Annotated in this window: 20 protein-coding genes, 4 pseudogenes and 1 riboswitch; of the genes and pseudogenes, 17 read left to right on the forward strand and 7 right to left on the reverse strand. The window is 44.8% G+C overall.

The features are described 5' to 3' along the window. Positions 1-75 precede the first annotated feature (75 nt). The 3 genes from B3V51_RS03900 to B3V51_RS03910 all read right to left on the reverse strand — a co-directional run bounded on the left by B3V51_RS03900 (position 76) and on the right by B3V51_RS03910 (position 1,770). On the reverse strand, positions 76-477 hold the full coding sequence (locus B3V51_RS03900) for a hypothetical protein (RefSeq protein ID WP_244265475.1): 402 nt from the start codon (positions 475-477) through the stop codon (positions 76-78). Continuing rightward, entirely contained in the window at positions 452-919 is a 468-nt protein-coding gene (locus tag B3V51_RS03905; RefSeq protein ID WP_286708022.1) for a hypothetical protein, read from the reverse strand. The genes B3V51_RS03900 and B3V51_RS03905 overlap by 26 nt, the downstream gene beginning before the upstream one ends. A 317-nt stretch (positions 920-1,236) precedes the next feature. Then, the gene (locus tag B3V51_RS03910) at positions 1,237-1,770 is read right to left on the reverse strand and encodes a DUF2058 domain-containing protein (RefSeq protein WP_093068354.1); all 534 of its coding nucleotides are present in this window, start codon (positions 1,768-1,770) and stop codon (positions 1,237-1,239) included. A gap of 332 nt (positions 1,771-2,102) precedes the next feature. On the opposite strand from B3V51_RS03910, the gene B3V51_RS03915 reads away from it, so the two are divergent. Together B3V51_RS03915 and B3V51_RS03920 are read left to right on the forward strand one after the other, a co-directional pair. After that, positions 2,103-2,966, forward strand: coding sequence for a universal stress protein (locus tag B3V51_RS03915; protein ID WP_093068358.1), 864 nt, complete (start codon positions 2,103-2,105; stop codon positions 2,964-2,966). A gap of 214 nt (positions 2,967-3,180) precedes the next feature. Then, positions 3,181-3,863: pseudogene (locus B3V51_RS03920) on the forward strand (cupin domain-containing protein). Positions 3,864-4,387: 524 nt separating this feature from the next. On the opposite strand, the gene B3V51_RS03925 reads toward B3V51_RS03920, so the two are convergent. Then, positions 4,388-5,350 carry an acyltransferase gene (locus B3V51_RS03925; protein WP_093068365.1) on the reverse strand — a complete coding sequence of 321 codons (963 nt, stop codon included), beginning with the start codon at positions 5,348-5,350 and terminating at the stop codon, positions 4,388-4,390. A gap of 204 nt (positions 5,351-5,554) precedes the next feature. Beyond that, a pseudogene (locus B3V51_RS03930) lies at positions 5,555-5,749 on the reverse strand (integrase core domain-containing protein); the annotation flags it as partial. Between the two features lie 16 nt (positions 5,750-5,765). Between B3V51_RS03930 and B3V51_RS03935 the strand changes: the two are divergent. Next, a complete protein-coding gene (locus tag B3V51_RS03935; RefSeq protein ID WP_228724572.1) occupies positions 5,766-6,005 on the forward strand; it encodes a glutathione binding-like protein in 240 nt (79 codons plus the stop codon). Between the two features lie 256 nt (positions 6,006-6,261). Beyond that, positions 6,262-6,846, forward strand: coding sequence for a TetR/AcrR family transcriptional regulator (locus B3V51_RS03940; protein WP_093068368.1), 585 nt, complete (start codon positions 6,262-6,264; stop codon positions 6,844-6,846). 82 nt (positions 6,847-6,928) lie between these two features. Here B3V51_RS03940 and B3V51_RS03945 read toward each other — a convergent pair whose 3' ends face one another. Further along, complete coding sequence (locus B3V51_RS03945; protein ID WP_286708023.1) at positions 6,929-7,282, reverse strand: hypothetical protein; 354 nt, start codon at positions 7,280-7,282, stop codon at positions 6,929-6,931. Between the two features lie 241 nt (positions 7,283-7,523). Further along, positions 7,524-8,786 (reverse strand): SIP domain-containing protein, encoded by a 1,263-nt coding sequence (locus B3V51_RS03950; RefSeq protein ID WP_286708024.1) that lies wholly within the window; start codon positions 8,784-8,786, stop codon positions 7,524-7,526. 188 nt (positions 8,787-8,974) lie between these two features. Here B3V51_RS03950 and B3V51_RS03955 point away from each other — a divergent pair, with 188 nt between their 5' ends. The 13 genes and pseudogenes from B3V51_RS03955 to B3V51_RS04010 all read left to right on the forward strand — a co-directional run. Beyond that, a complete protein-coding gene (locus B3V51_RS03955) occupies positions 8,975-9,739 on the forward strand; it encodes an ABC transporter ATP-binding protein (protein WP_058025721.1) in 765 nt (254 codons plus the stop codon). A gap of 50 nt (positions 9,740-9,789) precedes the next feature. Next, positions 9,790-10,836, forward strand: a complete 1,047-nt coding sequence (locus B3V51_RS03960; RefSeq protein WP_286708025.1) for an ABC transporter substrate-binding protein — start codon at positions 9,790-9,792, stop codon at positions 10,834-10,836. Further along, positions 10,836-12,965, forward strand: a complete 2,130-nt coding sequence (fhuB, locus tag B3V51_RS03965) for a Fe(3+)-hydroxamate ABC transporter permease FhuB (protein ID WP_286708026.1) — start codon at positions 10,836-10,838, stop codon at positions 12,963-12,965. The genes B3V51_RS03960 and fhuB overlap by 1 nt, the downstream gene beginning before the upstream one ends. A gap of 41 nt (positions 12,966-13,006) precedes the next feature. After that, positions 13,007-14,455 (forward strand): MFS transporter, encoded by a 1,449-nt coding sequence (locus tag B3V51_RS03970; RefSeq protein ID WP_093068380.1) that lies wholly within the window; start codon positions 13,007-13,009, stop codon positions 14,453-14,455. Positions 14,456-14,805: 350 nt separating this feature from the next. Beyond that, a complete protein-coding gene (locus tag B3V51_RS03975) occupies positions 14,806-17,190 on the forward strand; it encodes a TonB-dependent receptor (RefSeq protein ID WP_286708027.1) in 2,385 nt (794 codons plus the stop codon). Between the two features lie 190 nt (positions 17,191-17,380). Next, a riboswitch (yybP-ykoY riboswitch) is annotated at positions 17,381-17,548 on the forward strand. A gap of 7 nt (positions 17,549-17,555) precedes the next feature. Further along, positions 17,556-18,128, forward strand: coding sequence for a manganese efflux pump MntP family protein (locus B3V51_RS03980; protein ID WP_071001792.1), 573 nt, complete (start codon positions 17,556-17,558; stop codon positions 18,126-18,128). Between the two features lie 559 nt (positions 18,129-18,687). Beyond that, entirely contained in the window at positions 18,688-20,370 is a 1,683-nt protein-coding gene (locus B3V51_RS03985; RefSeq protein WP_058023721.1) for an NAD-dependent malic enzyme, read from the forward strand. A 177-nt stretch (positions 20,371-20,547) separates the two neighbouring features. After that, a pseudogene (locus tag B3V51_RS03990) lies at positions 20,548-20,667 on the forward strand (transposase); the annotation flags it as partial. Positions 20,668-20,839: 172 nt separating this feature from the next. Continuing rightward, positions 20,840-21,166 (forward strand): transposase, encoded by a 327-nt coding sequence (locus tag B3V51_RS12880; protein ID WP_212564400.1) that lies wholly within the window; start codon positions 20,840-20,842, stop codon positions 21,164-21,166. A 370-nt stretch (positions 21,167-21,536) separates the two neighbouring features. Continuing rightward, entirely contained in the window at positions 21,537-22,079 is a 543-nt protein-coding gene (locus B3V51_RS03995) for a hypothetical protein (RefSeq protein WP_071003634.1), read from the forward strand. Between the two features lie 90 nt (positions 22,080-22,169). Further along, complete coding sequence (locus B3V51_RS04000; protein ID WP_093068395.1) at positions 22,170-23,732, forward strand: Dyp-type peroxidase; 1,563 nt, start codon at positions 22,170-22,172, stop codon at positions 23,730-23,732. 66 nt (positions 23,733-23,798) lie between these two features. Continuing rightward, on the forward strand, positions 23,799-24,947 hold the full coding sequence (locus B3V51_RS04005) for a catalase family protein (RefSeq protein ID WP_093068400.1): 1,149 nt from the start codon (positions 23,799-23,801) through the stop codon (positions 24,945-24,947). Positions 24,948-25,000: 53 nt separating this feature from the next. After that, positions 25,001-25,117, forward strand: a pseudogene (locus tag B3V51_RS04010) (IS1595 family transposase); the annotation flags it as partial. Positions 25,118-25,149 lie beyond the last annotated feature (32 nt).

Here is a 25,149-nt window from a genome sequence, read left to right on the forward strand (position 1 = left end):
GCTGTTAATATCGTTATTGATAGCTAGCGTCCAAACCTGTTCTGCAAGTCAGGTTACTTATCGGTAAATGCCTAACTAACCGCGCCGCCATGTGTGGTATTTTTCTAACCAGTTCAGTACCGTGTCGGGGGCGTGATTGCGTTTCCATTCACCAGCGACGTATTTGTTGCCTTCCGCCCATGTTGGGTAGGTACGAATTGTACCCAATATTTTATTGAGCCCCAAACCATGTTTCATCGCCAGTACAAAATCGCTCATCAAGTCACCAGCATGCTCAGCCACTATCGTCACCCCTAGGATTTTATCTTTGCCTTTAGGGGTGATGACTTTAATAAAACCTTTGGCGGCGCTCGCACGATCTAGCTCTTTAAAGTCATAGCGCGTCACTTCAAAATCAATGCCCTTATCGATTGCTTCTTGCTCATTCAAGCCCACGCGAGCGACTTCTGGATCAATGAAAGTCGTCCATGGAATCACGCGGTAATCGACCTTGAATTTTTAAAATTTCCAAATAAGCCGTTAACCGCTGCGTACCAGCCTTGATGCGAGGCCACATGATTGAATTGATAGGGCCCAACGATTTGATAGTGTCGCGCAGCAGGTAACGTGAGGTCAAAAAAGCCAGCGTTGCCCCGATACTGGAAGCAAAAGAGGCAATGAGTAAGCCTTGAGCTAAGCCAAACAGCGTGCCTGCGGCCAGCGTCAAAATAGTTGCGCTAGGTAAGGAAAGAGCAGTGACGACCACATAAAGTAAAAATAATCCACCAATAATCAATAATGGCGACTGGGCTTTATACGCATCAAACTGCACCATCGATCCTCTTAACCCCTCAAGCGTCAATAATTGATTGAGATCAAAATAAAAAAACTTGCCGTTAGTATCAATATTTAATAGTATTAAAGATATTCTTTTAATCATGATTTTTCCGGCTAAACCAGAGAGCGGAGGAGAGCTTCGAGGTTGTGATGATATGGTTGAAGCACAAGGTTTTGTGTGATTGTAAATATTATATTGTACTGAGTGTTGAGTGACTGTTCAATTAAAAGCCCTATCCATTCAATAAAGTAGAATGAGAGGCACGATGCTTAAGTATTTTCTGCCATTAACTGGCTGATGATTTCCATAACAAACTGTCTATTAAACTGAAAATAGCAAAACCCCTTCATAGAATGGTCGCTCTATGAAGGGGTTTTGCTTGTAGGCTTATTCAATTCGCTAAGCGATTAGGCAAGTGATTACCACATCAAATCGTCTGGAATCACATAAGCGGCGTAAGGATCATCTTCTTCTGGCGTGTCTTCAGCAGTATCATTGGACACGACCATAAACCCTTCCATTTTTGTATCGATACGATCTGCGAGTGGGCGCGGCAGGAGCGCGTAGCCGTCTTCTAATCGTGCAATCACCACGTGACCGGCGACGATTTGATCGTATAGCTTTTGCGTGATGGATATTTTTTTCACTTTAGACGCATCGACGAATTGATAGCTAACGTCACCATCCGTATCGGCTATCTGATGCTGCTTAATCATTTGAATGATGTTAGCCCTCAGCGCCTTTTCTTCTAAAGCTTGCTGTTTTTGCTGATTGAGCTTTTGGTCTTTCTCAAGCTTTTGCGCTTGAGCCTCTGCCAATGCTTTTTTGGTCTCTAAACTCTCTGAGTCGCCAATACGCTTGGCATGCTGCGTTTGCTTGCTGATTTTTTTGGCTTTTTTACTATCGACCAATCCAGCCTTTAATAGTTGAGCCTGTAGGGCGTTCTTTGCCATAATTCAATCACCTAAATAACGATACGTAAGTCTTAAATACTGCATCATAAATACTAAAAGAGGTATTGTAGCAAACTTTACTAACGCTTGTGGTTAGACAATGACCAGAGTTCATCGGGGTGTTAAAACAATACTCTTGTAAACTATATAAAATAATAGTGCTAGCACGTTTGTGATTTTACAAAAGCGTGTACATCGCTGGATGAAACCGACCAAATTGGGTATCATCAAATTAAGAGAGCAGTTTTTATAAACATCTCTCAAACAATGGGCATAGCTTGGTCATATATAACAAGCTGTATGGGATTAAATAACATATCTAAGGACAGATTATGACAACATCACAGCACATTCTAGCCTGTATTGACGGCTCAGCAGTGACTGAATCGGTTTGTGACTATGCCGCGTGGTACGCCAGCAGACTGAATTTGCCCGTTGGATTGCTGCATGTCAGTGATATTCCTGCCTCAGTGAGACGTGATCTGTCAGGTGCGATAGGGATCAACAGCCGTCAGTTCTTATTAGATGAGTTGTCCCAGCTAGATGAGCAAAGGGCAAAAGTCGTCAATAGCTATAGCAACGCCTTAGTACAAGATGCAAAAAGCCATATCAAAGACAGCTTTGCGGATGTCAATGTGCGCATTTATCAACGTCATGGTAAATTGCTTCCTAGCATCGAGTATTTCAAAGAAGAAAATCGCGCGATCGTCATGGGACGCCGCGGCGAAGACCACAAAAATAGCCGCATCAATATCGGCAGCCAAATCGAAACGGTAGCTCGCGCATCGGATATCCCTATCCTGATTTGTTCAGAAACCTTTAAAGAGCCTAGCTCATATATGATTGCTTTTGATGGTAGCAAAACCGCTATAAAAGCGGCATGGATGGTCGCAAAAAGCCCATTATTGAAAGGTTTGAAAGGCCACATCGTGATGGTCGGCAATCATAATGAAGCCGCCAAGCAAAGCATGAGCGCGGCTGCTGCAAAATTGGAAGATGCAGGTTATATCGTTGAGGCGCATCACCTGTCCGCTTCTGATGCGGTCGATGGGTTATTAACGTTTCAAGTAGACAACGATATTGACATCATGGTGGTCGGTGCTTATGGACACTCTAAATGGCAGCAGTTGTTTCTTGGCAGTACAACGACAGAGATCATTGCAAGTACCTTATCCCCTGTAATTTTGGTACGCTAATGGATGCATTAATAAATTGTCATGAGTCGCTTGTTTTTCGATAAAGCGACACTAAATTAAGGCCGTGCCTTGTTCGAGACACGAGCGAGCAGTGTATCGCTCTCAGCAGCGCAATATTCATAAAGAGGATTGGTTATCGATATTTGAGATAACCAATCTATATCTCATAACGGCTCACTTGCTGACGCCACTCATTCTATCTTTGGAACCCCTTATGCGTATCAATGCAGATTTTTCACGTCGTGCTTCGCTAGCACCTGAAGACCACGAGTGGGTCAAATCACCACAGAATGGCGTGGAGCGAGTGATGCTTGACCGCATCGGTGAAGAGAAGGCTCGTGCGACGAGCCTAGTACGTTATGCACCGAACTCTTATTTTCCGCACCACCTGCATCCCGGCGGCGAGGAGATACTCGTACTGTCAGGGACTTTTTCTGCAGACGATACCCATTATCCGGCAGGTTGGTACGTGCGCAATCCACCAGCATCCGGTCATAGGCCTTATAGTGATGAAGGCGCAGTGATTTTCGTTAAACTACGGCAGATGTCACCTGATGAAGCGCAGCATGTGGCTATCGATACTCACGATGGTGCCAATTGGCAGCGACAGGTGACCGTGACGTTTGTCCTCTGTTCTCAGATGATGTCGAGCAGGTGAGCTTGCAACGTATAGAGGCAGGCGAGTTGTTATTCAATGAGCCAATCCTTAATGGCGCAGAGCTGTTAGTCATTGCAGGCGAGCTGGTAGATGATGACCGAGTCTATCATCGTTGGGGGTGGTTACGTCTGCCTGCAGGTGAGTACGCGCAAATCACAGCAGGACGAGAGGGCGCGACGATATATCTAAAAACAGGGCATCTCAGCCAAGTCATCGGAGACAAGCCAGACGATGCCTAAAGACCTATGATCAATAACACTGCGCTGATTGCTAATCACGGATTGAGCCTGATTGCTTATTAATTTGACTCATCAATTTGAATGGTTAGCGCCAGCATGAAGTGACCTATTTAGCTGATTTATATAACGTATCACCTCGTCTCAAGCCAGATAAACGGCTCTATATCAATACAGCCCTTTCTTATACAACATCACAAGTCCGCTTCTAAAAATAGTCGATTTCTTCTATCCATGTCTTATAGTCAATCCATAATAAAATTAGCACAGCTCATATCATTGAACAGTTTAGGTAGTTTATTCTTTATTCACCCTTGTCGTAGAAACTTAGCCTGTGCCCACTTTTTTTCAATAGGGTGACGATTACGCATTTCGTTTTGAGGCATGGTATTAGCGTGTTTTTACACCATTGGCAGAAAAGGCTCTACTATATATTAGTACACGCGCAGAACACCTCGAGGTTATCAAATACTAAGCATTATTGGTATAAAGAATTTACTCAGTCTGTTGAACTATCTGTTTGTAGACTAAGCCTCTTTCATCGGAGCTTCATGCTCAAAGTCAGCCAGCATCTCTGTGATCAGCTGGTCTTTTTTGTGCCATACCTGCTCAACCCAGTCAAACATCTGCGCTTTTACCGCGTTATCTGTTTCATAACCACCATTTTTGATTGCCGTAAATAAGTCTTCAGGTATCTCGATATGACGCACATCGACGCCTAGACGTTTGATGTTTCCTTTCCACAAGTCGCTATAAGTGGGTATGCCGTCAGGATAGACAATCGTCATGTCTAAGATGCCATCGATCTCTGAGCCTAGGGCGCTCAAAGCAAGTGATAATCCGCCAGCACGGGGCTTGAGCAAGTGCTTATAGGGTGAGTTTTGTTTGTCACGTTTGCTAGGGGTGAAGCGCGTTCCTTCCAAATAATTTAGCAAAGTAAAAGGCTTGTCTTTGAGTAGCGCACAGGCTCGTTTGGCCTCTTCGATGTCTTTACCTTTTAAAGCAGGGTTTTTGGCAATGGCTTCTTTAGAATATCGACGCATCATAGGGAAATCGAGAAAGTAGAAAGCCTGCCCAATCACTGGAATATAGATGAGCTCAAACTTGGTAAAAAAGCGCGTCAATGGTAGGCGCTTTTCACTGATATATTGCATGATGCTGGTATCGACCCACGATTGGTGGTTGCTGATCAGTAGGTATTGACCGTCTGTGTGTACATCATCAGGCAAGCTGATACGCCAGTCTTTACGAGGCAGGACATTGTCGATGACGGCATTATTACTATTGATCCAGTAATTGGTGACATCGATAACGGCTTTGTCAGCGATAGCAGCACCCGTGAAGGCTTTGGCGGCGCCCATTATCCATACAGGAGGTCCTGCCAAGATGCTATTAAAGGTAATCACACCCGTGGCTGTGGTGAGTGATGCGGCTTTACCCAATTTTGGGGCGCGTTCATGTAGTTTTTGAACGATTGATTTCAATCGCATAGTAAGTCCTTTTTCTCATACCAGTGATGAGGTATTGATAATATTACTGCATGATTTTAGCAGAAATAAATCTTAGTGTACGAGTGTTAACAACAAATAATACACAGCACCTTTAGTGAAAAGTATTATTTTTGCCATAAAAAAGCGTACCAAGGCATGACCTTGTAAATACCCCATTCTTAACACAACATCATTGTAGAATAATTAAGCCACCTGCCTGTACTCGGCAGGTGTCATATCATTAAGTGAATCATGGGATCTTTCAGTGTTATAAACCTTGATCCAGTCTTCAGTCAGCTTACTAACCTCGTTTAAATTATTAAAAAAATAACAGTCTAAAACCTCATTGCGGTAACTGCGATTAAACCGTTCAATATAAGCATTCTGATAAGGACAGCCAGAAGATCGTAGCGAGATGCTCTCATGGTTGATGTTTTTAGCAACTGGTCTGGGCCCTTATTATGGTCAGTCTGTGCATTTTAGACACAAGGCGCCAGAAAAAATCCCCTATGCGATGAACCGCTATCTTCGTGAGGCTGAGCGTCATTACGAAGTGCTCGACACCCATCTGGAAGGCTGTGAGTATTTGGTTAGAGACGAGTATTCAATCGCTGATATCTCCGCATGGGGCTGGATCGATAAAGCATCAGCCTGAAATGACAGGGCTCTTTTTTGCCGCTTCATTGCTAAAAATACACGTATAGAATGACTATACTCACTATTTTTACCTGCGAATCGCCTAAAAAATAGCCTCTGTCAGTGCCATGGTTGAATGTTCAGCACGCCCTAATAACAGCAAAGAGACGTAAAAAGCTTTATAATAAAAAAGTGATTAAAAACAGCAGCTAATATTGGTTCTACAAACTTTGCCTTAAAATAGATTTTGAGGCAAAGTGATTAAGGTAAACACTATGAGTGCTGCGATAAAGTTCAATCGCGAGGATGTGAGCGAAAAAGCAAAAAATCTCTATTGGGAAAAAGGCTATCACGCAACCTCGATGCGCAATCTGCAAGACGTCATCAATATGCATCCTGGTAGTATTTATGCCGCTTTTGGTAGTAAAGATAAGCTCTTTATAGAGTCATTAAACCGTTATGCGGCAGATGATGCCAAGCGTTTGGCTGACTGTATCGAGCAACAAGACACCGTGCTTGCTGGATTAAAACATTTTATCCATACCGTCATCGTAGTCAATAAAGCGACAACACCAAGTGGTATGTGCATGATTGTAAAAACGATCGCTGAATTGACTCAGAATGATAGCCCCGAGCTATTGGCACATGCCACAGAGATTTTGGAAGGGATAGAAGCCTCATTTGCCACGTTATTCGCACAAGCTATTGATAGTGGTGAAGTCAGTGCAGAGAAAAACCCGATTGAATTGGCACGCTATCTTCAAATTCAGATCATAGGTCTGAGGACGTATGCTCAGATTACCAGTGATGACGCTGCGGTAGAAAAGTACATCGATGATATTTTTAAAAACATCGTATAAAGACTGATACTTTTTAGCGAAAACACCCTGACTGTCTACTTAAACAGTCAGGGTTTTTTTATTGGCCATTTGATAAGAGTCGTTACGGTATATTGGTAGAGTCGGTAGGGTTATCTCGAATGAATTTAAGTAGCAGCTCAGCCAGCGTTTCACCTTGATCTTCTTGCAGAAAATGTCCACCGTTGATAATGGTCGTATGCTGCTGACCATTGGTGCCGTGGATGAGTTTTTGCAAAATACGATCGCCACCACCCGTCACTGGATCAGAATCACTAAACAGCGTAATAAAAGGTTTTTTCCATTTGCTCAGTACTACCCAAGCGGCGCGGTTTTTTTCTGAAGCAGGGTCATCTGGTGTGGTGAGGACAAGGAGTGGAAATTGCCTCGCGCCTTCTTTGTACGACTCATCAGGAAAGGGTGCATCGTACGCCGCCATCACCGCTTGTGATAGCGTCGTTGTGGTACCACTGTTAATCGTCGCGCCTACATTGAACTGCGGTGTCTCTTGCGAGAAATACTGCCATAATAAGGTCTTGAATAAAGACTATAGCGTACAACTGTCTGCTGCTACAAACCTTAGTCATGAACAGGTCAGTGGTGCATGCTATGCATGAGTATGTTAAAAAACTGTCCTCTTCAGCTCGATTGTTGCGGTCAACAAGCCATATCTTATGGATTTAATCCTGACGCCAATAAACCTTTATCACCACCTCTGCGCGGCTAAGATCAAGCCGCTCTCTAAGCATAGGCCGTAGTGCCTTGACAGTGCTTGCCTCTAATGCACCCCAGACTTTATCAATTTTTATAGGTTGATCTATCAAATAATTGCCTATCGTATTATCGATTAAGGACGCTAAATGCTGTCCTGAGCATTGCTGATCGGTGACGATGGGAAGGACAGTAAAGTTGTCTTTAACGGTATTCTTGGTAGTGCACTCACTATTGCTGTCAATACGATTAGTTATGCTGCCATCAATACCACTACGTATTTTTACGGTATCAAAATAACGTTGATCCGCCGCGTTTTGTGTGACACTAACAACTAACGGCGGTGTTGGGTTTTCCCATAGCTCGAGTAATCTCGCGACAGTTGGCATAGACGTTTCATCAGCGATCAGTAACGCTTGACCGTCACGCAAATGCTCAATTTTTTCAGGAAACTCCCTTTTGGTCACTACGGTATCACCTGCTTGTAGTGAGTTGGCCCAATTACCGCCCGGTGTATTGCCATGCAAGAAAACATCGACCCACGCTTGTATGCCAGTAGGGGTTTGCCATGCTTTTCTTAAGGTGTAATAACAATGAGATCGAGCAAGGCGCGAGGTATTTTTACTGTCATCAATATTGTCAGCTGTTGTGTCTTTAATCAATGCATTGTGCTCTAAATCAAATAAATACGCGTAACCTGCCTCGTTGATGGGTACTGAGGTCGGGTTTGATGTGCCGTTAGTATTATTCAACGTAGGCATGTTCAGTTCAAGGCGCAGCATATTTTTGCTGACTCTATAACTGTCTTGCACATCAAATACTTGCTTGGTCAGTTTAATCGTTTTTTTACCCAGCTTTTTATCCGCTTTTTGTTTGAGTGCAATATATTGAATTTGTAGCTCATCAGGATGCGTAATGGCTGCAGGAAAGGCAATAAAAAAAGCCTGACTCTGTTCAGGGTGATCTTGAGCATTAGTAGATGAAGATTCTGTATTTTTTGCCTGTACTTGTAACTCAAGGCCTTCAGCGTAAACGCGAGTCAATTGCACCTCTATATTATCCAATTCAGCCGTGGATATAGGAGTAAATGCGTTTAAAAACCCTAATAGTTCATCTAGATGCTCTTCGTTGATATAGGTGATGATGTCGTTTAGTTCAGGAGTGTTTAAGGAAGTATATGGTTTGTCTTGATCATAGGTATTATATGCAGAAGATAGGAAGATATTAGCCATATTGATACTCATAAGCAGATGATAAGTGAGGAGATAAAACGTCTAGTTGGTTAATGATAATTGTTTTTATTATCGTTTACGAGTAAAATCCTCTTTTATTGTCGCTTTTGTTTCAAAACTATAAGCATCATCGACGCCAATTTTTTACTTTTTATCAATTTTGATTTTTATCAATAATGAGTGCCTATATGTTACGTGCAAACCAACTGACCATCAGTCGACAAGGGAATACTTTACTAGATAACGTGAGCTGCGAGATTGATATCAAGCAGTTGGTGGCGCTAGTTGGACACAATGGTTCAGGAAAGTCGACTCTGATTAAGGCATTGGCAGGGGAAATGGCGAGTAGTAGCGGTAGTATTACCTTAGATGATACTCGCATCAATGATTACGGCAGTAAGGAGCTGGCACGTCATATGGCTTATCTGCCACAGCAACTACCTGACGCCGCTGGATTTACCGTGCGTGAGCTTGTGATGCTCGGACGCTATCCGCATCAAAAGTGGCTACAAAAGCCAACCCAAATGGATAGAGATAAAGTTGATCAAGCGCTAAAGGTAACCCAAACCGAAGCATTTGCTGATCGCATTACATCGACGCTATCAGGCGGTGAGCGTGCCCGTGCTTGGCTTGCGATGTGCTTGGCGCAAGATACCAAGTATCTACTGCTTGATGAGCCGCTCGCTGCATTAGATATGCATTATCAGATTGAGGTCATTCAGCTTATCCGCCGCTTGGTAGATGAGCAGGGCTTGAGTGTGGTGATTATTATTCATGATATCAATCTGGCAGCGCAGTATGCGGATCGAATCATTGCGTTAAAAAACGGCCGAGTTTGCCACAATGGCACTATCAAAAGCACGATGCAATCTGAGGTATTATACGATATTTTTAATGTGGATATGCAGCTGCTCAGTCATCCCATTACTGGGCAGCCTGTTGCAGTTGCTTGACATCAGATCGCTTCTCTTTCACCCAAACTCGCCTAAAAAGATATGCTCCTATGTTTTCTATTTTTTATCAATACGAATCATTCAAGCGCTCGATACTCATGCCAGCGTCAGTGACGCCAATAACAGTACGCAAGTGGCAGACGCTTTTAGCTTTTATAATATTAGTCTGTCTAACGTTGACCGCTTGTAGTCACTCGTCATCCGACAAAGATATTACTCACTTTGATACATCACCTCCCAAAGATATTACCGAAACAGCAAACAGCCATAGTGGCCGTATTGATAGTGACCGTATTAATATCGTCTCCCCTGATTGGGGCAATGCTGCAACGCTGACTGCGATGGGTCATGCACCGATTGCCACTGGTGATATCAGAGTGTGGGACAGATGGGTGGGGCGCCCCCATCTCCCAGCGGCGACCACCGATATTGGGATTCGTTATCAGCCTAATGCTGAGCTGGTTGCACAGCTTCCCGTTGATATGATTGTGGATAACGCTTTTTATGAGCATGCCCGCAGCTTATATGGTGATGTGCCTGCGCAGTCGGTGATGTTTGCGGCAAAAGGAAAAGCGGCAACGTGGGCTGACTATACCGAACCGACGCGCGCGCTTGGTGCATTGATTGATAATCCCAAGATGGCTGAAGACTATATTGTACAAAGTCAAAAAGACATACAGCTTGCCAGTCAGCAGTTTCAGCAGCGCTATCCAATAATCAAAAAGTTCGCGGTCGTCCAGTTTGCGGATGCCAATAACATGCGCATGTATGTTGATAACAGCCTGTTTAAGGTGGTATTAGAACAGATGGGCAAAGAGCTTGTGGTCTTAGGGGAGGGCAATCAGTGGGGGTTTGTACCGATACGAATGGGTGATTTGGCGCAGTTAGATGATGAGACTTGCCTGCTGATCATCGACCCACTCAGTCCCATCACCAGAGCTGAGATTAATGACAGCTTGGTATGGCAGCGTTTGGGCTATGGTGAGCGCCGCTGTATGGCGGAGTTGCCGCCAGTCTGGATATATGGCGGGATGTCGTCATTGGTCAGTCTGGCCGATAATTTATCCACGGTTTCGTTAACAGGTGGCGCTATATAATGACTATTCATACCAATCATGCGAGCAGTGCCAGCAACACCCATAGCGCTAATAGCCTAAGCTCCACGTCCTCCTCACATACGGCAACTGTGATGACATCATCGCCCAAGCCGCCACCACATCCATCTCAGCCTCCGTCGTCTGTCGTGAGCAGTGCGTCTTGGCGATTGTGGGTGATTTTTATAGGATTGGTGGTTTTGTCCGTCTGCAGTGGCTGGGCACTATTAGAGCGAGAATGGACACGCCCGCTCAGTGATCTGTTTTTATCAAGTTTGCAGCTTGATATTGCCAGTATGGCGACTCAGCTTCATTTGGTTGCGACCAGTGTGGTGGCGCTATTGGCAGGTGGATTATTGGGCGTAGTCAGTATTTTGTTACAGCAGCTGGTCAAAAATCCATTGGCATCAGACACCACTTTGGGAGTCGGAATTGGTGCCCAGTTGGCTATGCTCATTGTCACGTTGTTTTTACCGAGTTTAGCCATTTATGGTGGCCTCTACGTGGCCTTTGTCGGTGCCATCATGAGTATGGGCTTGGTGTTTGCTTTGTCCGCGCCTAGTCGCTTCAATCCGCTGATTCTGATACTGGCAGGTCTGGTCGTCAATATCTTGCTTGCCGCTGTTGCCAATGTATTGGTGTTATTTTTTGCTGAAAGAAGCAACGGTATGTTGTCATGGGCGGCTGGGTTTTTGGCACAAAGCAGCTGGGATAGCAGTCGAGCGCTGATGATCACAGCGACCTTGGCGGCGATAGCCTGCCTGCCTTTATTGAAGCCGCTGACACTGATGAGCTTAGATGACTCACAAGCCAAACGTTTGGGCGTGCCTATCAATGGTATTCGCGCCTTAGTGGTAGTGATTGTGGCGGTGGTGACCGCACTAGTCATTAGTGAGGTTGGTTTGATTGGTTTTATTGGGCTTGGTGCCGCAAGCTTGGTCAATGCGCTAAGTATCTCGTCCATTGCTAAGCGCTTGGTCACGGCATTTGGGCTGGGTGCATTGTTATTGCTATTGACCAGTAATGTTGCCTTATTGCTTGAGCCTATGCTGGGGATGCAAATTCCCGCTGGTGCCATGACGGGAATCTTAGGAGCGCCACTGATTATTTGGCTGATTTTGCGCCAGCGCCGCGATCGGATAGAAACCATCACCCCTATGATGAGCGGTCAAAATAAGACCGTTGTGTTTTGGCGATGGAGCGTTGGAGTGATCATCACGATAATGTTGGCTTGTCTTTTTGTACAGGATATCAATGGCTGGGGGATCAGCACAGATTGGGCGCTGACACAGCAGTATCGTCTGCCTCGTAGCTTGAGCGCGGCGGCAACAGGGTTGATGCTCGCGGTCGCAGGCGTATTATTACAGACGCTAACGCGTAACCCTATAGCCAGTCCTGAGGTCTTAGGGGTCAGCTCAGGCGCGGCGCTTGGGGTCATTTTAGGATTTTTATTATTACCCAGTTTGGGACTCTCTGCTGGAGCAGGTACGTTACTGATTTCAGGACTGTCAGGTGCGATGGCGGTGCTGCTGTTGGTCATTTGGCTGGCACGTAGAGTCAGCTCAGGCTATTTGCTGTTAGTCGGTATTGGTATCGCTGCCATGATGGATGGGGTCATGCATATGGTCAAACTCTCAGGTGACCCGCGTCTTGAGGCGATGCTCAGTTGGCTATCAGGCACCACCTACAGTGCGCAGCCTAGTACAGTATGGTATCTGATGGGCATTGCGCTTATCTTATTGGTACTTAGCTTATTGATTGTCAAACCCTTACGTGTCCTTGGTTTAGGGACGGGTGTCGCACGTAATTTGGGTGTGGCAGTGACCCCCGTGACATTATCACTACTGGCGCTCGTCGCTGCCCTTAGTACCGCGAGCACGCTTGCGGTGGGGCCGTTGAGTTTTATTGGGCTGATGGTACCGCATTTAGCGACGTCTCTTGGCGCTGTCAAACTTGAGCGCCAATTGCTGCTGGCTGCTCTCTTAGGCGCGGGGGTTATGGTAATAGCGGACTGGATCGGGCGGTATGTGATGTTTCCTTATGAGCTGCCTGCTGGTACCGTTGCCGCTATCATTGGCGGTGGCTATTTCTTATGGCTTATTCGCAAAGTGCCAACCGCTGCTAGTGGTTAGTTTGTTTTTTTATGAAACGATGAACCAACAATCAAACGCTTATGAATGACGCTCACAAAAACAGCAATAGTAATCGCCTAAGCAATAAGCAAGGACGGCGGGTACTGGTGACCTTATTGCTCGGTGGTACGGTCATAAGCTTTAGTAATAGTGCGCTCAACCCAGCGATCCCTGTTTTTATGTCAGTGTTTGACGTCGATATTGTGCTGGGCGGCTGGGTGTTAAATGCTTATGTATTGGCCATGAGTGTGGGGCTGATGCTGAGTGGTTACTTAAATAAAAGGTTTGGTTTTAAGCCGGTTTATTTGGCGGCAATACTTGGTTTTATGCTCGGCTCGGTCATTGGCATGTTGTCCTCTAATATGCTCTTTGTCATTGGGGCTAGAGCTGTCCAAGGGCTGAGTGGCGGTCTGATTATTCCGCTCTCGATTGGCATGCTATATCAGATTTACCCAAAACAGCCACACGGTAGGATAATGGCGCTATGGGGCATCGTTATTATGATGTCATTGGCGTTTGGCCCTCTGGTCGGGGCTTATTTGGTTGAGCAGTTTGCATGGTGGACACTATTTGCCATTACATTACCCCTTAGTGTGATCGTTATGGCGATGGTGTGGCGATTGATACCTGAACCTGATAGAGGCACGCATGACACCGCAAGCCCTTTTGATACGGTAGGGTTTGTCAGTTTGATCATCTGGCTACTGACGATGATGATTTGGCTGAGCACCCTCAAAATAGATTTTACTCACGGTATCTCAAGCCGCGATGATTTGTTAAAAATAGTGGCATTAGGCGCATTGTCTATTTTATTTTTGCTGTCAGCCGTGGCTTGGTGGGCGTATGAGCGTCGTCAGAGCCATCCGTTGCTAAATGTGGGTTTGTTCGACAATAAAACTTATTTGCACAGTAATGTTATTAGTATCACCCAAACAGTAGGCTTGATGCTGTGTCTTTTATTATTGCCGATATTGATTCAGGAGGTGATGGGTGAAAGCGCTTTATGGACAGGCGTCGTTCTGATGGTTGCGACGCTCGTCGCCAGTATCACCACGCATTATGCTGGCAAGCGGGTAGACAAACGCGGTGCCCGAGGGATTGGTATGGCGGGTATCACGATTAGTGCGCTGTCTACTTTGATGCTCGCATGGTGCTTGTACCAGCCCACACTTTGGCTACTCATATTGACGATGAGTGTGCGCGGTGTCGGCGTGGGTTTGGCGTATCTGCCAACCACCACAGTGGGTTTTAGTAGCTTACCTAAAGACTCGGTCACTGAGGGAGCTGCACTCAATAATATCAGTCGCCGTATCATCTCTACCATCGTTATCACGTTGACAACCCTTTATATCCATAGTCGAAGCGCGCAGCTACTAGCCGCAGGTAGTGATGTTGGCATAGCAAGCGCTATCCAAGAAATACTGGTGATAATCGCGTTGATGCTATTGTTCACACTTCCTTCTGCCTGCAAATTACCCCGCGCGCCATAACGATCAACTTCATAGTTGGGCAGTATGTAGATTACCAGTGTCAATGACGATCTGCTTGAAGGCTTATCCCTTTTATCTATTTATTTGAACAAACTTTGAGACAAGCTGCTTATGTCACTGTCTAACCATTTCGCCAAATTTACCAAAGAAACGGACGGTAATTGCAGTAAGTCAGTCAACATGGTCACTCGCCACTTATAAAAACCTATTTGTAAATACTTATAGAAATAAAAATCATTATCATTTAGAATATCATTCACAAAGTTAGTACATACAGTATTATTTGCTAAATATAACGCATACCACTGCCTACCTATCCAATTAAGTGAAACCACCTAAGTGAAGTAATTATGAAAAGCCGCCATCACGTTGCTCTATCTCTTCTTACCCTTTGTATCAGCCAGCAGTTATACGCCCAAACCAATGCCAATTCAGTACAAAGCGCATCAGGTGTGCAGGCCACCGCTGCGGCGACCTCGAATGCATCATCAAGCGATGTACCTAGTGTGACTTTAGATGCTATTACAGTTAGTGCCAATGCCAAAACAGGCACAGCGCTGGCACAGAAAATCAGCGAAATGCCTGCTGTCACGCAAGTGATTCGTGAGGCGGACATTCAGGCGCAGGCGACAGGTAATCGCACGGTTGGGGACATCTTAGCCCAGCTCGTGCCCAGCCTTGGCGTGAGCAGCGGCTCGGTCAGTAACTACGGTACGACCATGCACGGGCGTCCTGTACAGTATTTGCTAAATGGCGTGCCATTAACAGGCTCGCGCAGTCTGTCACGCGAGCTAAACAGCATCGACCCTGAGCAAATTGAGCGCGTCGAAGTGCTCTCAGGAGCGACCAGCATCTATGGCGCGGGGGCAGCAGGCGGTCTGATTAATATCGTGACCAAATCAACGGCAGGCTATGGCTTTACAGGGCAGACACGCCTTGGTATCAACAGCAGCCGCGAGTTTAAATCGGACTCGCTTGGCTATCACGTAGGGCATAGCTTTGGTTATGGTGGCGAGCGCGTGTATGGTAATGTCGATATAGATTATGAAGCCACAGGTGGCAAGTTCGACAGTCATGGCGACCGCATCAGCCCTGACGCCAACCAAACCGACAACCAAGACACCGATACTGTCAGCGTCAACGCAAACCTTGGCTTTGATATCAGCGATACCAAGACCATGAATCTTGCGGCGACTTATTATGACAGCGAGCAAGATACCGACTACGGTGTCGACTATGGTGATAACTTGTCTGTACTGCTAAAAGGAACCACACCGTCACTACGTGCTATCGATGGCGCCGATATCGAAAACCAGCCCTACAATACCAAAAGCTCGGTCAACCTAAATTATAATGACAGTGACTTTTTGGGTTCTAACCTAAGTCTGACAGGCTATTATCGTGACGAAAAAGCACGTTTTTATCCGTCAGGAAAATCATTTACCAGTCAAGCCAAAGACGTTTGGGTAAATAATGGTTTAACCGATGCAGACACTTTAGGAAAGCTATTGGGTGCATCGGTCGTAGTTACGCAGTCTGAAGCGGATATTGAGGTGATTGGACTGCGCGCCGCTATGCAGACTGAAACCGATGTCATGGGTAAAAATACCTTGTTCAGCTATGGCGTGGACTTTGAACGTGAAGAGAGTGAGCAGACCTATTATGGCCAAGACCTGACTACCTTCCTTGCAAGTAATGGCTTGACTTCAACAAGTAATGGTCTGAGCTATAACGGCGGACCAAAAACCACCATCGATAAATGGGGCGCGTTCGTCAATGCCGATGTGGATATGACCGATAAATGGCACACCAGCGCTGGCGTGCGCTATCAAAACATCAAATCAGATACCGACCGTTTTGTGCCCATTTATGAGCAGCTATTGGCGGATTATTTTGCGACCAATGGCATCAGTGATATTGCTGACGCTTACGGTATTGATTACGAAGCAGGCGCGGTTGAGGCGGGTAGCAGTAAGCACGACAAAGTGCTGTTTAACCTTGGTACCAGCTATCAGTTGACCGATGACGACCAAGTCTTTGCTAACTTCTCGCAAGGCTTTACCACGGCTGACGTGCAGCGCGCTTTACGTGACGTGCGTGCTGGATTTGTGGTCAACTCAGACAATATTCAGCCGATTTCTATCAATAACTATGAGCTGGGCTGGACAGGTAAGCGCGGTGATACCAGCGCAAAGGTTAGCGGTTTTTATAACGACTCGGACAAAACCGTGCGCTTTACCAACGACTATACCGTCGAAGTCGTCGATACGGACGAACGTATTTACGGCGCTGAAGCCTCGCTCACGCATGATTTGAACAAAGACTGGCAGTTTGGCGGCAGCCTTGCCTATACCCGCGGGCAATACAAAAAAGACGGCGACTGGCTGGAGCTGGATGCAGTACGCCTGACGCCACTCAAAGGCACGGCATACGCGCAGTATAACTTTAGCGAAGGCAGCAATATTCGCTTGCAAGCGCTGGCAGTCGGCGGTAGCGACAAGGCTTATAAGGACCAACAGAACGACCCAGACGCGAGTGCGCAGCCATTAACAGGCTATGCGACCTTTGATGTGCTTGGGCAAGTCAAACTGCCTGTCGGCCGTATGGGCTACGGCGTGTATAATATCTTAAACAAAGACTATCAGACCGTGTATCATCAAACGACCTTTGGCGATTTAAACCGTTTGCCTGCTTCAGGGACAACTTACGGCTTGAGCTATACCGTGGATTACTAAAAAGCGCCACGCATTAAAAAACCCTTCATGCTATGAAAATTTAGCGTGAAGGGTTTCTTTATGTTCATAACTCTCTAAATCATTCATCTGCTCCAAGAGTATTTGCTAGCGTTTCCAACTTCACGCTTTATCAGGTGTAAAATTCTTCTTTAGTATTTTATGATTGACTTATAGCGTATCAATGCTAATCTAAGCACTCTTTGGGGAGTAGCCTGCTTTCGTACTGCGAAAGCGTTCGTATCAACACACTTGGCCACATGCCATGGTGCGAACACCTCTCGGTTGGCGAGACCATCGATATATCTACACTGCAGGTCGGGGGTGTGGCTATGTCGTGGACTCTATACTCGACCAGAGAAAATCACATGAATCCTATCGCACTTCTATTACTTGCTTTTTCTATGTCTACGGATGCCTTTTCTGTGGCAATCAGTAAAGGAGCAATTCTTAAAAACCCTCGTTTTACCGAAGCCTTCAGAATGGGTGTTATTTTTGGCACCATTGAAGCGATCACGCCGATTATTGGTTGGTTAATTGGTCACTCTGCCACATCCTTTATAGATGCGTCTTTTATTGAGGCATGGGATCATTGGGTCGCGTTTGTCATACTTTTTACGCTCGGTCTGCACATGCTGTATGAGGGACTGAAGCCAAGTGATGAAACGGCAGAAGTGCTATCGAGACATTCTGTTTTCAAACTTGCTTTGACTGCATTTGGTACCAGCATCGATGCCATGGCTGTCGGTGTGAGCCTAGCATTTGTCAAGGTCAATATTTTGCTGGCGGCAGGTCTGATTGGTCTAGCGACTACGATAATGGTCACGCTAGGGGTGATGTTAGGAAAGGTGTTGGGCTCCATAATCGGTCACAGAGCTGAAATATTTGGTGGTGTGATGCTAATTGCCATCGGTACATGGATTTTATTTAGTCATCTTTAGTCACTTGATAGATATGAGCTACTTGATAAATATAAGCCTAGCTATTGATATAGCTGGGCTTTTTTATGTCTATAATCAGCACATAACACCATAACTCTTGCTAAATGAACGGAACATCTCAGTACTACAAAAATTGTTAATCATCAATAGAATAATCATGATGAAGATAAAAATGCCAATGCCCCACATAGGCAAAGTGAGCATCCAATTCGTCAAATTTTGGTTACCACAGTGGCTACAGCTCCAATCAGAACGTTTGAGGCTAGTATCACATTTCGGACATCTTTTATGATTAATAAACAATTTAGCCTCCCTTACAAATATATGCTTTTATAAGAGTATATATCTGCTATATCAATTGGGCAATTGTTTATCAAGACAATTATATATTGTCAGCGATTGGATGCGAATCAGGATGGAATGCATAATGATAAAGATCTCTAAAAAAATACATGTTTAAAATGATTTTGTTACATATTGTTAAATAGCAGTCGATGCTATGTATAATGCAGCCCTAATACAGTTTTCATTCATATGCCCTTAAGAAGAATATTTTATCATGTCAAATAAGCGTCCCTTATATATTCCCGTTGCTGGCCCCGCTCTTTTAGAGACCCCTTTACTCAATAAAGGCAGTGCCTTCTCAGCAGAAGAGCGCAATAGCTTTAATTTAACTGGGTTACTACCGCATAATATTGAGACGATTGAAGAGCAATCATTGCGTGCTTATCATCAGCTGCGCTCATTCACGAGTGATATGGACAAGCATATCTATTTGCGTAATATTCAAGACACCAATGAAACCTTGTTTTATCATTTGGTTGAGCAGCACATTGAAGAAATCATGCCGCTCATATATACCCCGACAGTTGGTCAAGCGTGTGAAAAATTCTCGCAAATCTATCGCCGTAAACGGGGGCTATTTGTCTCATATGCTGAGCGCCATCAAATTGATGATATATTGCAAAATGCCACCAAACAAAACGTCAAAGTGATCGTTGTCACTGACGGCGAACGTATATTGGGCCTTGGAGACCAAGGTATTGGCGGTATGGGCATTCCAATCGGTAAGTTGTCTTTATACACGGCGTGCGGTGGTATTAGCCCAGCGTATTGCTTACCAATCTTGTTAGATGTCGGCACCAATAATCAACAGCTCCTTGACGATCCTATGTATATGGGCTGGAGAAACCCACGTATCTCTGGCGATGAGTATAATGAGTTTGTGGATTTATTCATTCAAGCCGTTAAACGCCGTTGGCCAGAAGCGTTATTGCAGTTTGAAGATTTTGCACAGGAAAATGCCACCCCATTATTGAATAAATATCGTGACCAGCTATGCTGTTTCAATGATGATATCCAAGGGACAGCTGCGGTATCGGTCGGTACCTTGATTGCTGCTTGCTTGAATAAAGGTCAAAAATTAAGCGAGCAAAAAATCGCGTTTTTGGGCGCAGGCTCGGCAGGTTGTGGTATCGCCGAACATATTGTTCGCCAAATGCAGCGTGAAGGGTTGACTGAAGCGCAAGCACGTAGCCAAGTATTTATGGTGGATCGTTATGGTCTGTTGACCGACAGCATGACCGAGCTACAAAAATTCCAAGTACCATTGGTACAAAAAGAATCAGACATTGCGCATTGGGACAAGAGCAACAAGCTCGGTTTGGCACAAGTCGTTCAGCAAGGCGGTGTGACGGTATTGTTCGGTGTCAGTGGCCAAAAAGGTCTGTTTACCCAAGAGGTCATCGAAGCGTTATGCGCCAATACGGAACATCCAATTGTATTACCGCTGTCAAACCCAACAACTCGTGTTGAGGCAACACCGCAAGAAGTGATGAACTGGAGTCGTGGCAAAGCCATCATTGCAACAGGCAGTCCTTTTCCTCCCACGACCTTCAATGGCCAGACCTTTGAGGTGTCTCAGTGTAATAACAGCTATATATTCCCAGGCATCGGTCTTGGCGTTTTGGCGGCTCAGGCGACAAGTATCAGTGATAATATGCTAATGGCGGCAAGCCAAGCCCTTGCAGATATCTCTATGGAGTACCAAAAAGCACCGGGTGCTATACTACCGCCAATCAAAGTGATCAGAGAGATTAGTGAAAAAATAGCCTATGCCGTAGCAGTGCAAGCGGTTGAAGATAAGCTGGCACTACCTGATACCGCGGAAAACTTACAACGCAGAATAGAGGCAAACTTTTGGTTACCTGAATACCGTCACTATCGCCGTACTTCTTTTTAATATAGAAAAGATATAAAAAAATCCTAATACCACGATGAAAAGTGGTATTAGGATTTTTTGTTTGAGCAAACAGATAAGGCTTATACTCGCAGAGATGCAAGAAAATTGGAAGGATATCGATAGTATAATGGCAGCTTAGTTCTACTTATTTGGTGTTTTAAATTTGGGGGGTATTTCCGTTTGAACTGTAGTAAAACAGGCATTCATCATGCCCTAAAGCGGCTTGGTATCAGTCAAAAAAAAGACTTTAGAACATCCAAAAGCCTGTCCGATCAAAAGAGCGATATACCACAGTAAGCTTTATAGCTTTAGGCAGCAAGGCTACCCCATCGTTTATATATACGCGCGCGGCTTTGAGAGTCAGACCATTCGCTCTCATGGTTATGCACCGATTGGTAAGCCTTGTATCGATAGCTACAACTGGTAAGGTAAAAAGCGAACCAACGTTATCGGTGCTCTGTATGAAAAGATGCTGTTTGCCCTAGATTACTTTGAGACAAACATCAACAGCATCGTCTTCTATCACTGGTGCAAACACAAGCTAATCCCAAGTCTTAAAACCAAATGCTTGATTGTGATGGATAATGCCAGATTTCATAAGAGTAAGCGTATTCAAAAGCTACTGAATAGGCATGGTCATCGTATTCTATGGCTGCCACCATACAGCCCTGATCTGAATTCCATTGAAAAGAAATGGGCACAAGTAAAGTTTCTACGCCAAGGCTGGATGGAAAACGACTTATCCAAATTGTTTTATGATGTTTGTCCTAACCATAACAATTTTATTTTGAACTGACTATATAAATAATTATAAAAACTCGAAGTATGATTTCAAAGCTTGGTTACCTAGAGTAGCCAAGCTTTTTTAGTATTTAATAACGAGTACAAAAACAGTCATGCTTTTAAAGACTTAATAAGTACGACCAAGATTTATTGCACCGGTAAGTGCGCCGTCTATTTTTGTAACACTGCTGCAATTTAAAACGTTATTGTTAAATCTATGTTTTGTTTTGTGTGATTAGTCCGCTATTACTTGAGCCTTTTACCGTTTTTGCTATGGTAATAGCTCAACAGCAATCATATAGGAAAGACTTATGAGTAAAAACAATAATAAAGAGCGGATTATCGATAATTCAGAAGATCTGAAAGATAAAATCACTGAGTCTATGGATGCCTTTAAACTGCGGGCAGATCTGTTAGTGGCGAATTTAAAAGAGGGCGGCAATGATGGTTATGATCACTCAATCTCTAGCGCCGGCGAGAAAGGTCTAAAGTCAGGCAAAGTATCCGAGCTTACCGTTATCGCACCGCTAAAAGACGGCGGCGCTGCCCGTCTCAAAGAGATTCTAAAAATAGCAGGGGGCAATCTAAAAGGCGCGACAAGGGTAGGCACTTTGCACGATTTGCGCTTCGTCTTTTTAGATAATGATACAAGAGTGCTTTTTTGCACCGCTTATGACGGTGACTGGGATCCTTATATTGATGATTTCGCCACCAAAATTCCTGAACTCATGGATATTTTATTCGGCAATGTCGAAGGCTGGCCGGGTATCAAAGACCCAAGTGTTAAGCAGTTTATTCTTGATCATCAGATTACCGCTGCAGGCTGGTACGTAGGCGTCCCGCATCTGACGGTACAAGATATTCGCCGTCATGAGCGTATTGTTAAAGGCATCAATAAAGCTTTAGATGAAGCGCAAACAAACTAATTTTTTAGACATTGTATTTTTAAGCGCATAAATTTCAGGGCTTTGATACGATCATATTTTAATAACGATAAAAAATGAATAGGGCGATGTATGAGTAATGATGATAACAAACCTTTAACGGGATTGACCGATAAGTTGCAAGACTTAAAAGATGAGTTTGGCAATCGCATCGAAAACAGTGATTTTGAGACGTGGCTTAAAGGTGTGAAAGAGGAAGTCGGTGACGGTATTGAGATGATGGCTCGTAGGGCGCGCGGGGTCTTTAACCCCAATCTCGTCACCATGCAGCTAAAAGATATTCAATCCATCGTCCTACGTGAGCGTCCCACCCCATATTTTGGCACGGTAGTAGCACTAAAAATCAATAATGCTGACGTTGGCAAACAAATGCTAGCACAGGTGTTGCCTGATGTAACCGGTAGTGAAGACTGGCACAAAGACATGCAAGCCACGCTGTCTATCGTCATGACTTACGAGGGTCTACAAGCATTAGGTGTACCGCAGTCATCACTTGATAGCTTTCCTGAGTCTTTTAAAGCAGGTATGGCAGCGCGTGCTGAGCAGTTACGCGATTTTGATGTTAATGCCCCTGAGAATTGGATGGCACCTTTTGGGGATAAGGGTGATATCCATGTGGGCGCGGCTATTATCGCTGATACCAAAGATAAATGGCAGGCCAAACTTGATGAGCTTCGAGATCATCTTACCGATCATATCGATGTGGACAATCCTGCTAATGGTGATGTAGAAATCCTAATCGAGCAGGACTTTGGTTCAAATGACAACGTCAAAAACGTCTTTGGTTATCGTGATGGTATCAGTAATCCTGAGATTCAAGGCAGTGGTATTCAGACGCCTTCGAACCATGACGGCGATCCTATTGCCGCAGGGGAGTTTGTGCTCGGTTACGAAGGGGAGGCAGGACTAGTTGCACCTATGCCGCAGCCTGAAGTCTTAGGCAAGAACGGCTCGTTTATGGTGTTACGTGCTTATCATAGCCATGTTGCTACTTTTAATAAATACCGCAAAGATAATACCGACAGCGAAGAAGAGGCGGAGCTGCTGGGTGCAAAAATGTGGGGACGCTGGCGTTCAGGCGCGCCGCTCGTTTTGTCTCCCGATCATGATGATAAAGCGCTTGGCGATGATCCTAGCCGCAATAACGACTTTGGTTATAAAGACGATCCTTACGGTAAAAAGTGTCCGTTTGGCGCGCATATCAGGCGTATGAACCCACGCGATAGCGAAGATTTTATTTTATCTGATGTGCGTATTCACCGTATCGTTAGACGTAGCGTGGGCTTTGGTGAAGTTGTGCCATCCGATGTAATAGAGGACGATGGCAAAGATCGCGGTCTGTTTTTTATTGGTATTAATGCTCATGCCATGGAGACGGTTGAGTTCTTGCAATCACAGTGGATCAACGATGGCAACTTTATGAGCTTAGGCGAAGAAAAAGATCCTATGGTTGGTTTGCACTCTGGTGATAAAGGAGGAAGTGATAAAGACAGCGATGCAGATACCTTTACTGTTCCGGCTGATCCAATTCGCAAACGCTACCATGGTATTGAAACCTTTAATACCTTGCACGGCGGCGAGTACTTTTTTATTCCGAGTTTATCGGCGCTAAAATGGATTAGCGAGCTGTCTTAACTCTCAGTACCATTTATAATAGTCACCACTTAACAATAATAATCATGAATAAAATTAGGAAATATAATGCTAAAAAAATTATTTAAACCCAAATACGTCCCCTACGATCCAAAATATATCGAATTAAATGCTGAGGACGAAAAAAACATTCGTACTATTACCGACGATATCAAAAGCTATATTGCGCGTAGTGATAAAGCTAGCAATATCGATTATCACACGCGTGATGCGCATGCCAAGGGGTACTGCGCACTAAAAGCTAAGTTTGAGATATTAGATGATATTCCCAAAGAGTACGCGCAAGGTTTGTATGCTAAAGCGGGCATTCATGATGCGGTGATTCGTTTGTCCAACGGTTCATCTCGAGTATTCGCTGATCGTAAGTTGGGCTTTGCTCAAGGTCTCGCGATTAAAGTCTTTGACGTACCGGGTAAGAAGCTCGCTCCCGGGGAGGAGGACAGTACGACCTTTGATTATAACTTTATCAATCATCCGGTGTTCTTTTGCAATAGAATTGAGGAGTATACCTATCTCTCAAGACTGTTTTTGGAATTACCTAAATACACGGAGAAGGGCGCGATCGGTAAAGCGCAGTTGGCGTTTAACTGGCTGACCAATTACGGCTCAAGATTACCAACCAAAGAGTCGATTAAAACCTTTAAAGCTATCGGCGGCTTTACGAGGATTGAACCAAAAAATACCTTGTTATACGACTTTCATTCGCAAGGTGTGGTGCGTCATGGTGATTATATGGCAAAGATACGGGCAACGCCAACAGCCGCTTCTGTCAAAAAAGTCACGCGCCGTGATGTCGATGTCGACGCCCGCGAAGAGGCGCTGCGACCGCTTATCGTCGAGGAGATACGCGAACATGATTATCAGTTTGATATCCAGATTCAGCTATGCCGTAATCTCAAAAAGCAGCCGATTGAAGAGATTACGACGCAGTGGCAAGAGTCGGATACGCCCTTTGTCACCGTAGCGCGTTTAACCCTTCCTTGCCAAGACGTACCAGATGACGGTAATTTTGAGATTATGGAGAATCTATCCTTTACCCCATTTCGCTGTCTTGAAGAGAACCGTCCTATCGGAAACTTACAACAGTCGCGTCTCAAGGCCTATCAAGTCGCCTCCGAGACTCGCCATAAACTCAACGACGTCAAGCGCCGTGAGCCAAAGAGTTTAAAGGAGACGTTTGCTAAGTCTTTTTTTTAGACTAATTGTTTTTGGGGCTGTCCTAGATAAGTAAAATTATTTAGGATAGCACTATGAGAAAGAGTAAACTAAGTTGGTATAAACAAAACAGACTCATCGAGCTATTTGTTGCCGGTTCTACCGCGAGAACAGCAGCAAGCCTAATCGGTGTTAATAAAACCACAGCCAGTTAAAGCGTAATGGCAAGGTCTACGCTTGTATT

It is taken from the genome of Psychrobacter sp. UBA2514, assembly GCF_002341255.1.
Classification (GTDB): Bacteria; Pseudomonadota; Gammaproteobacteria; order Pseudomonadales; family Moraxellaceae; genus Psychrobacter; species Psychrobacter pacificensis.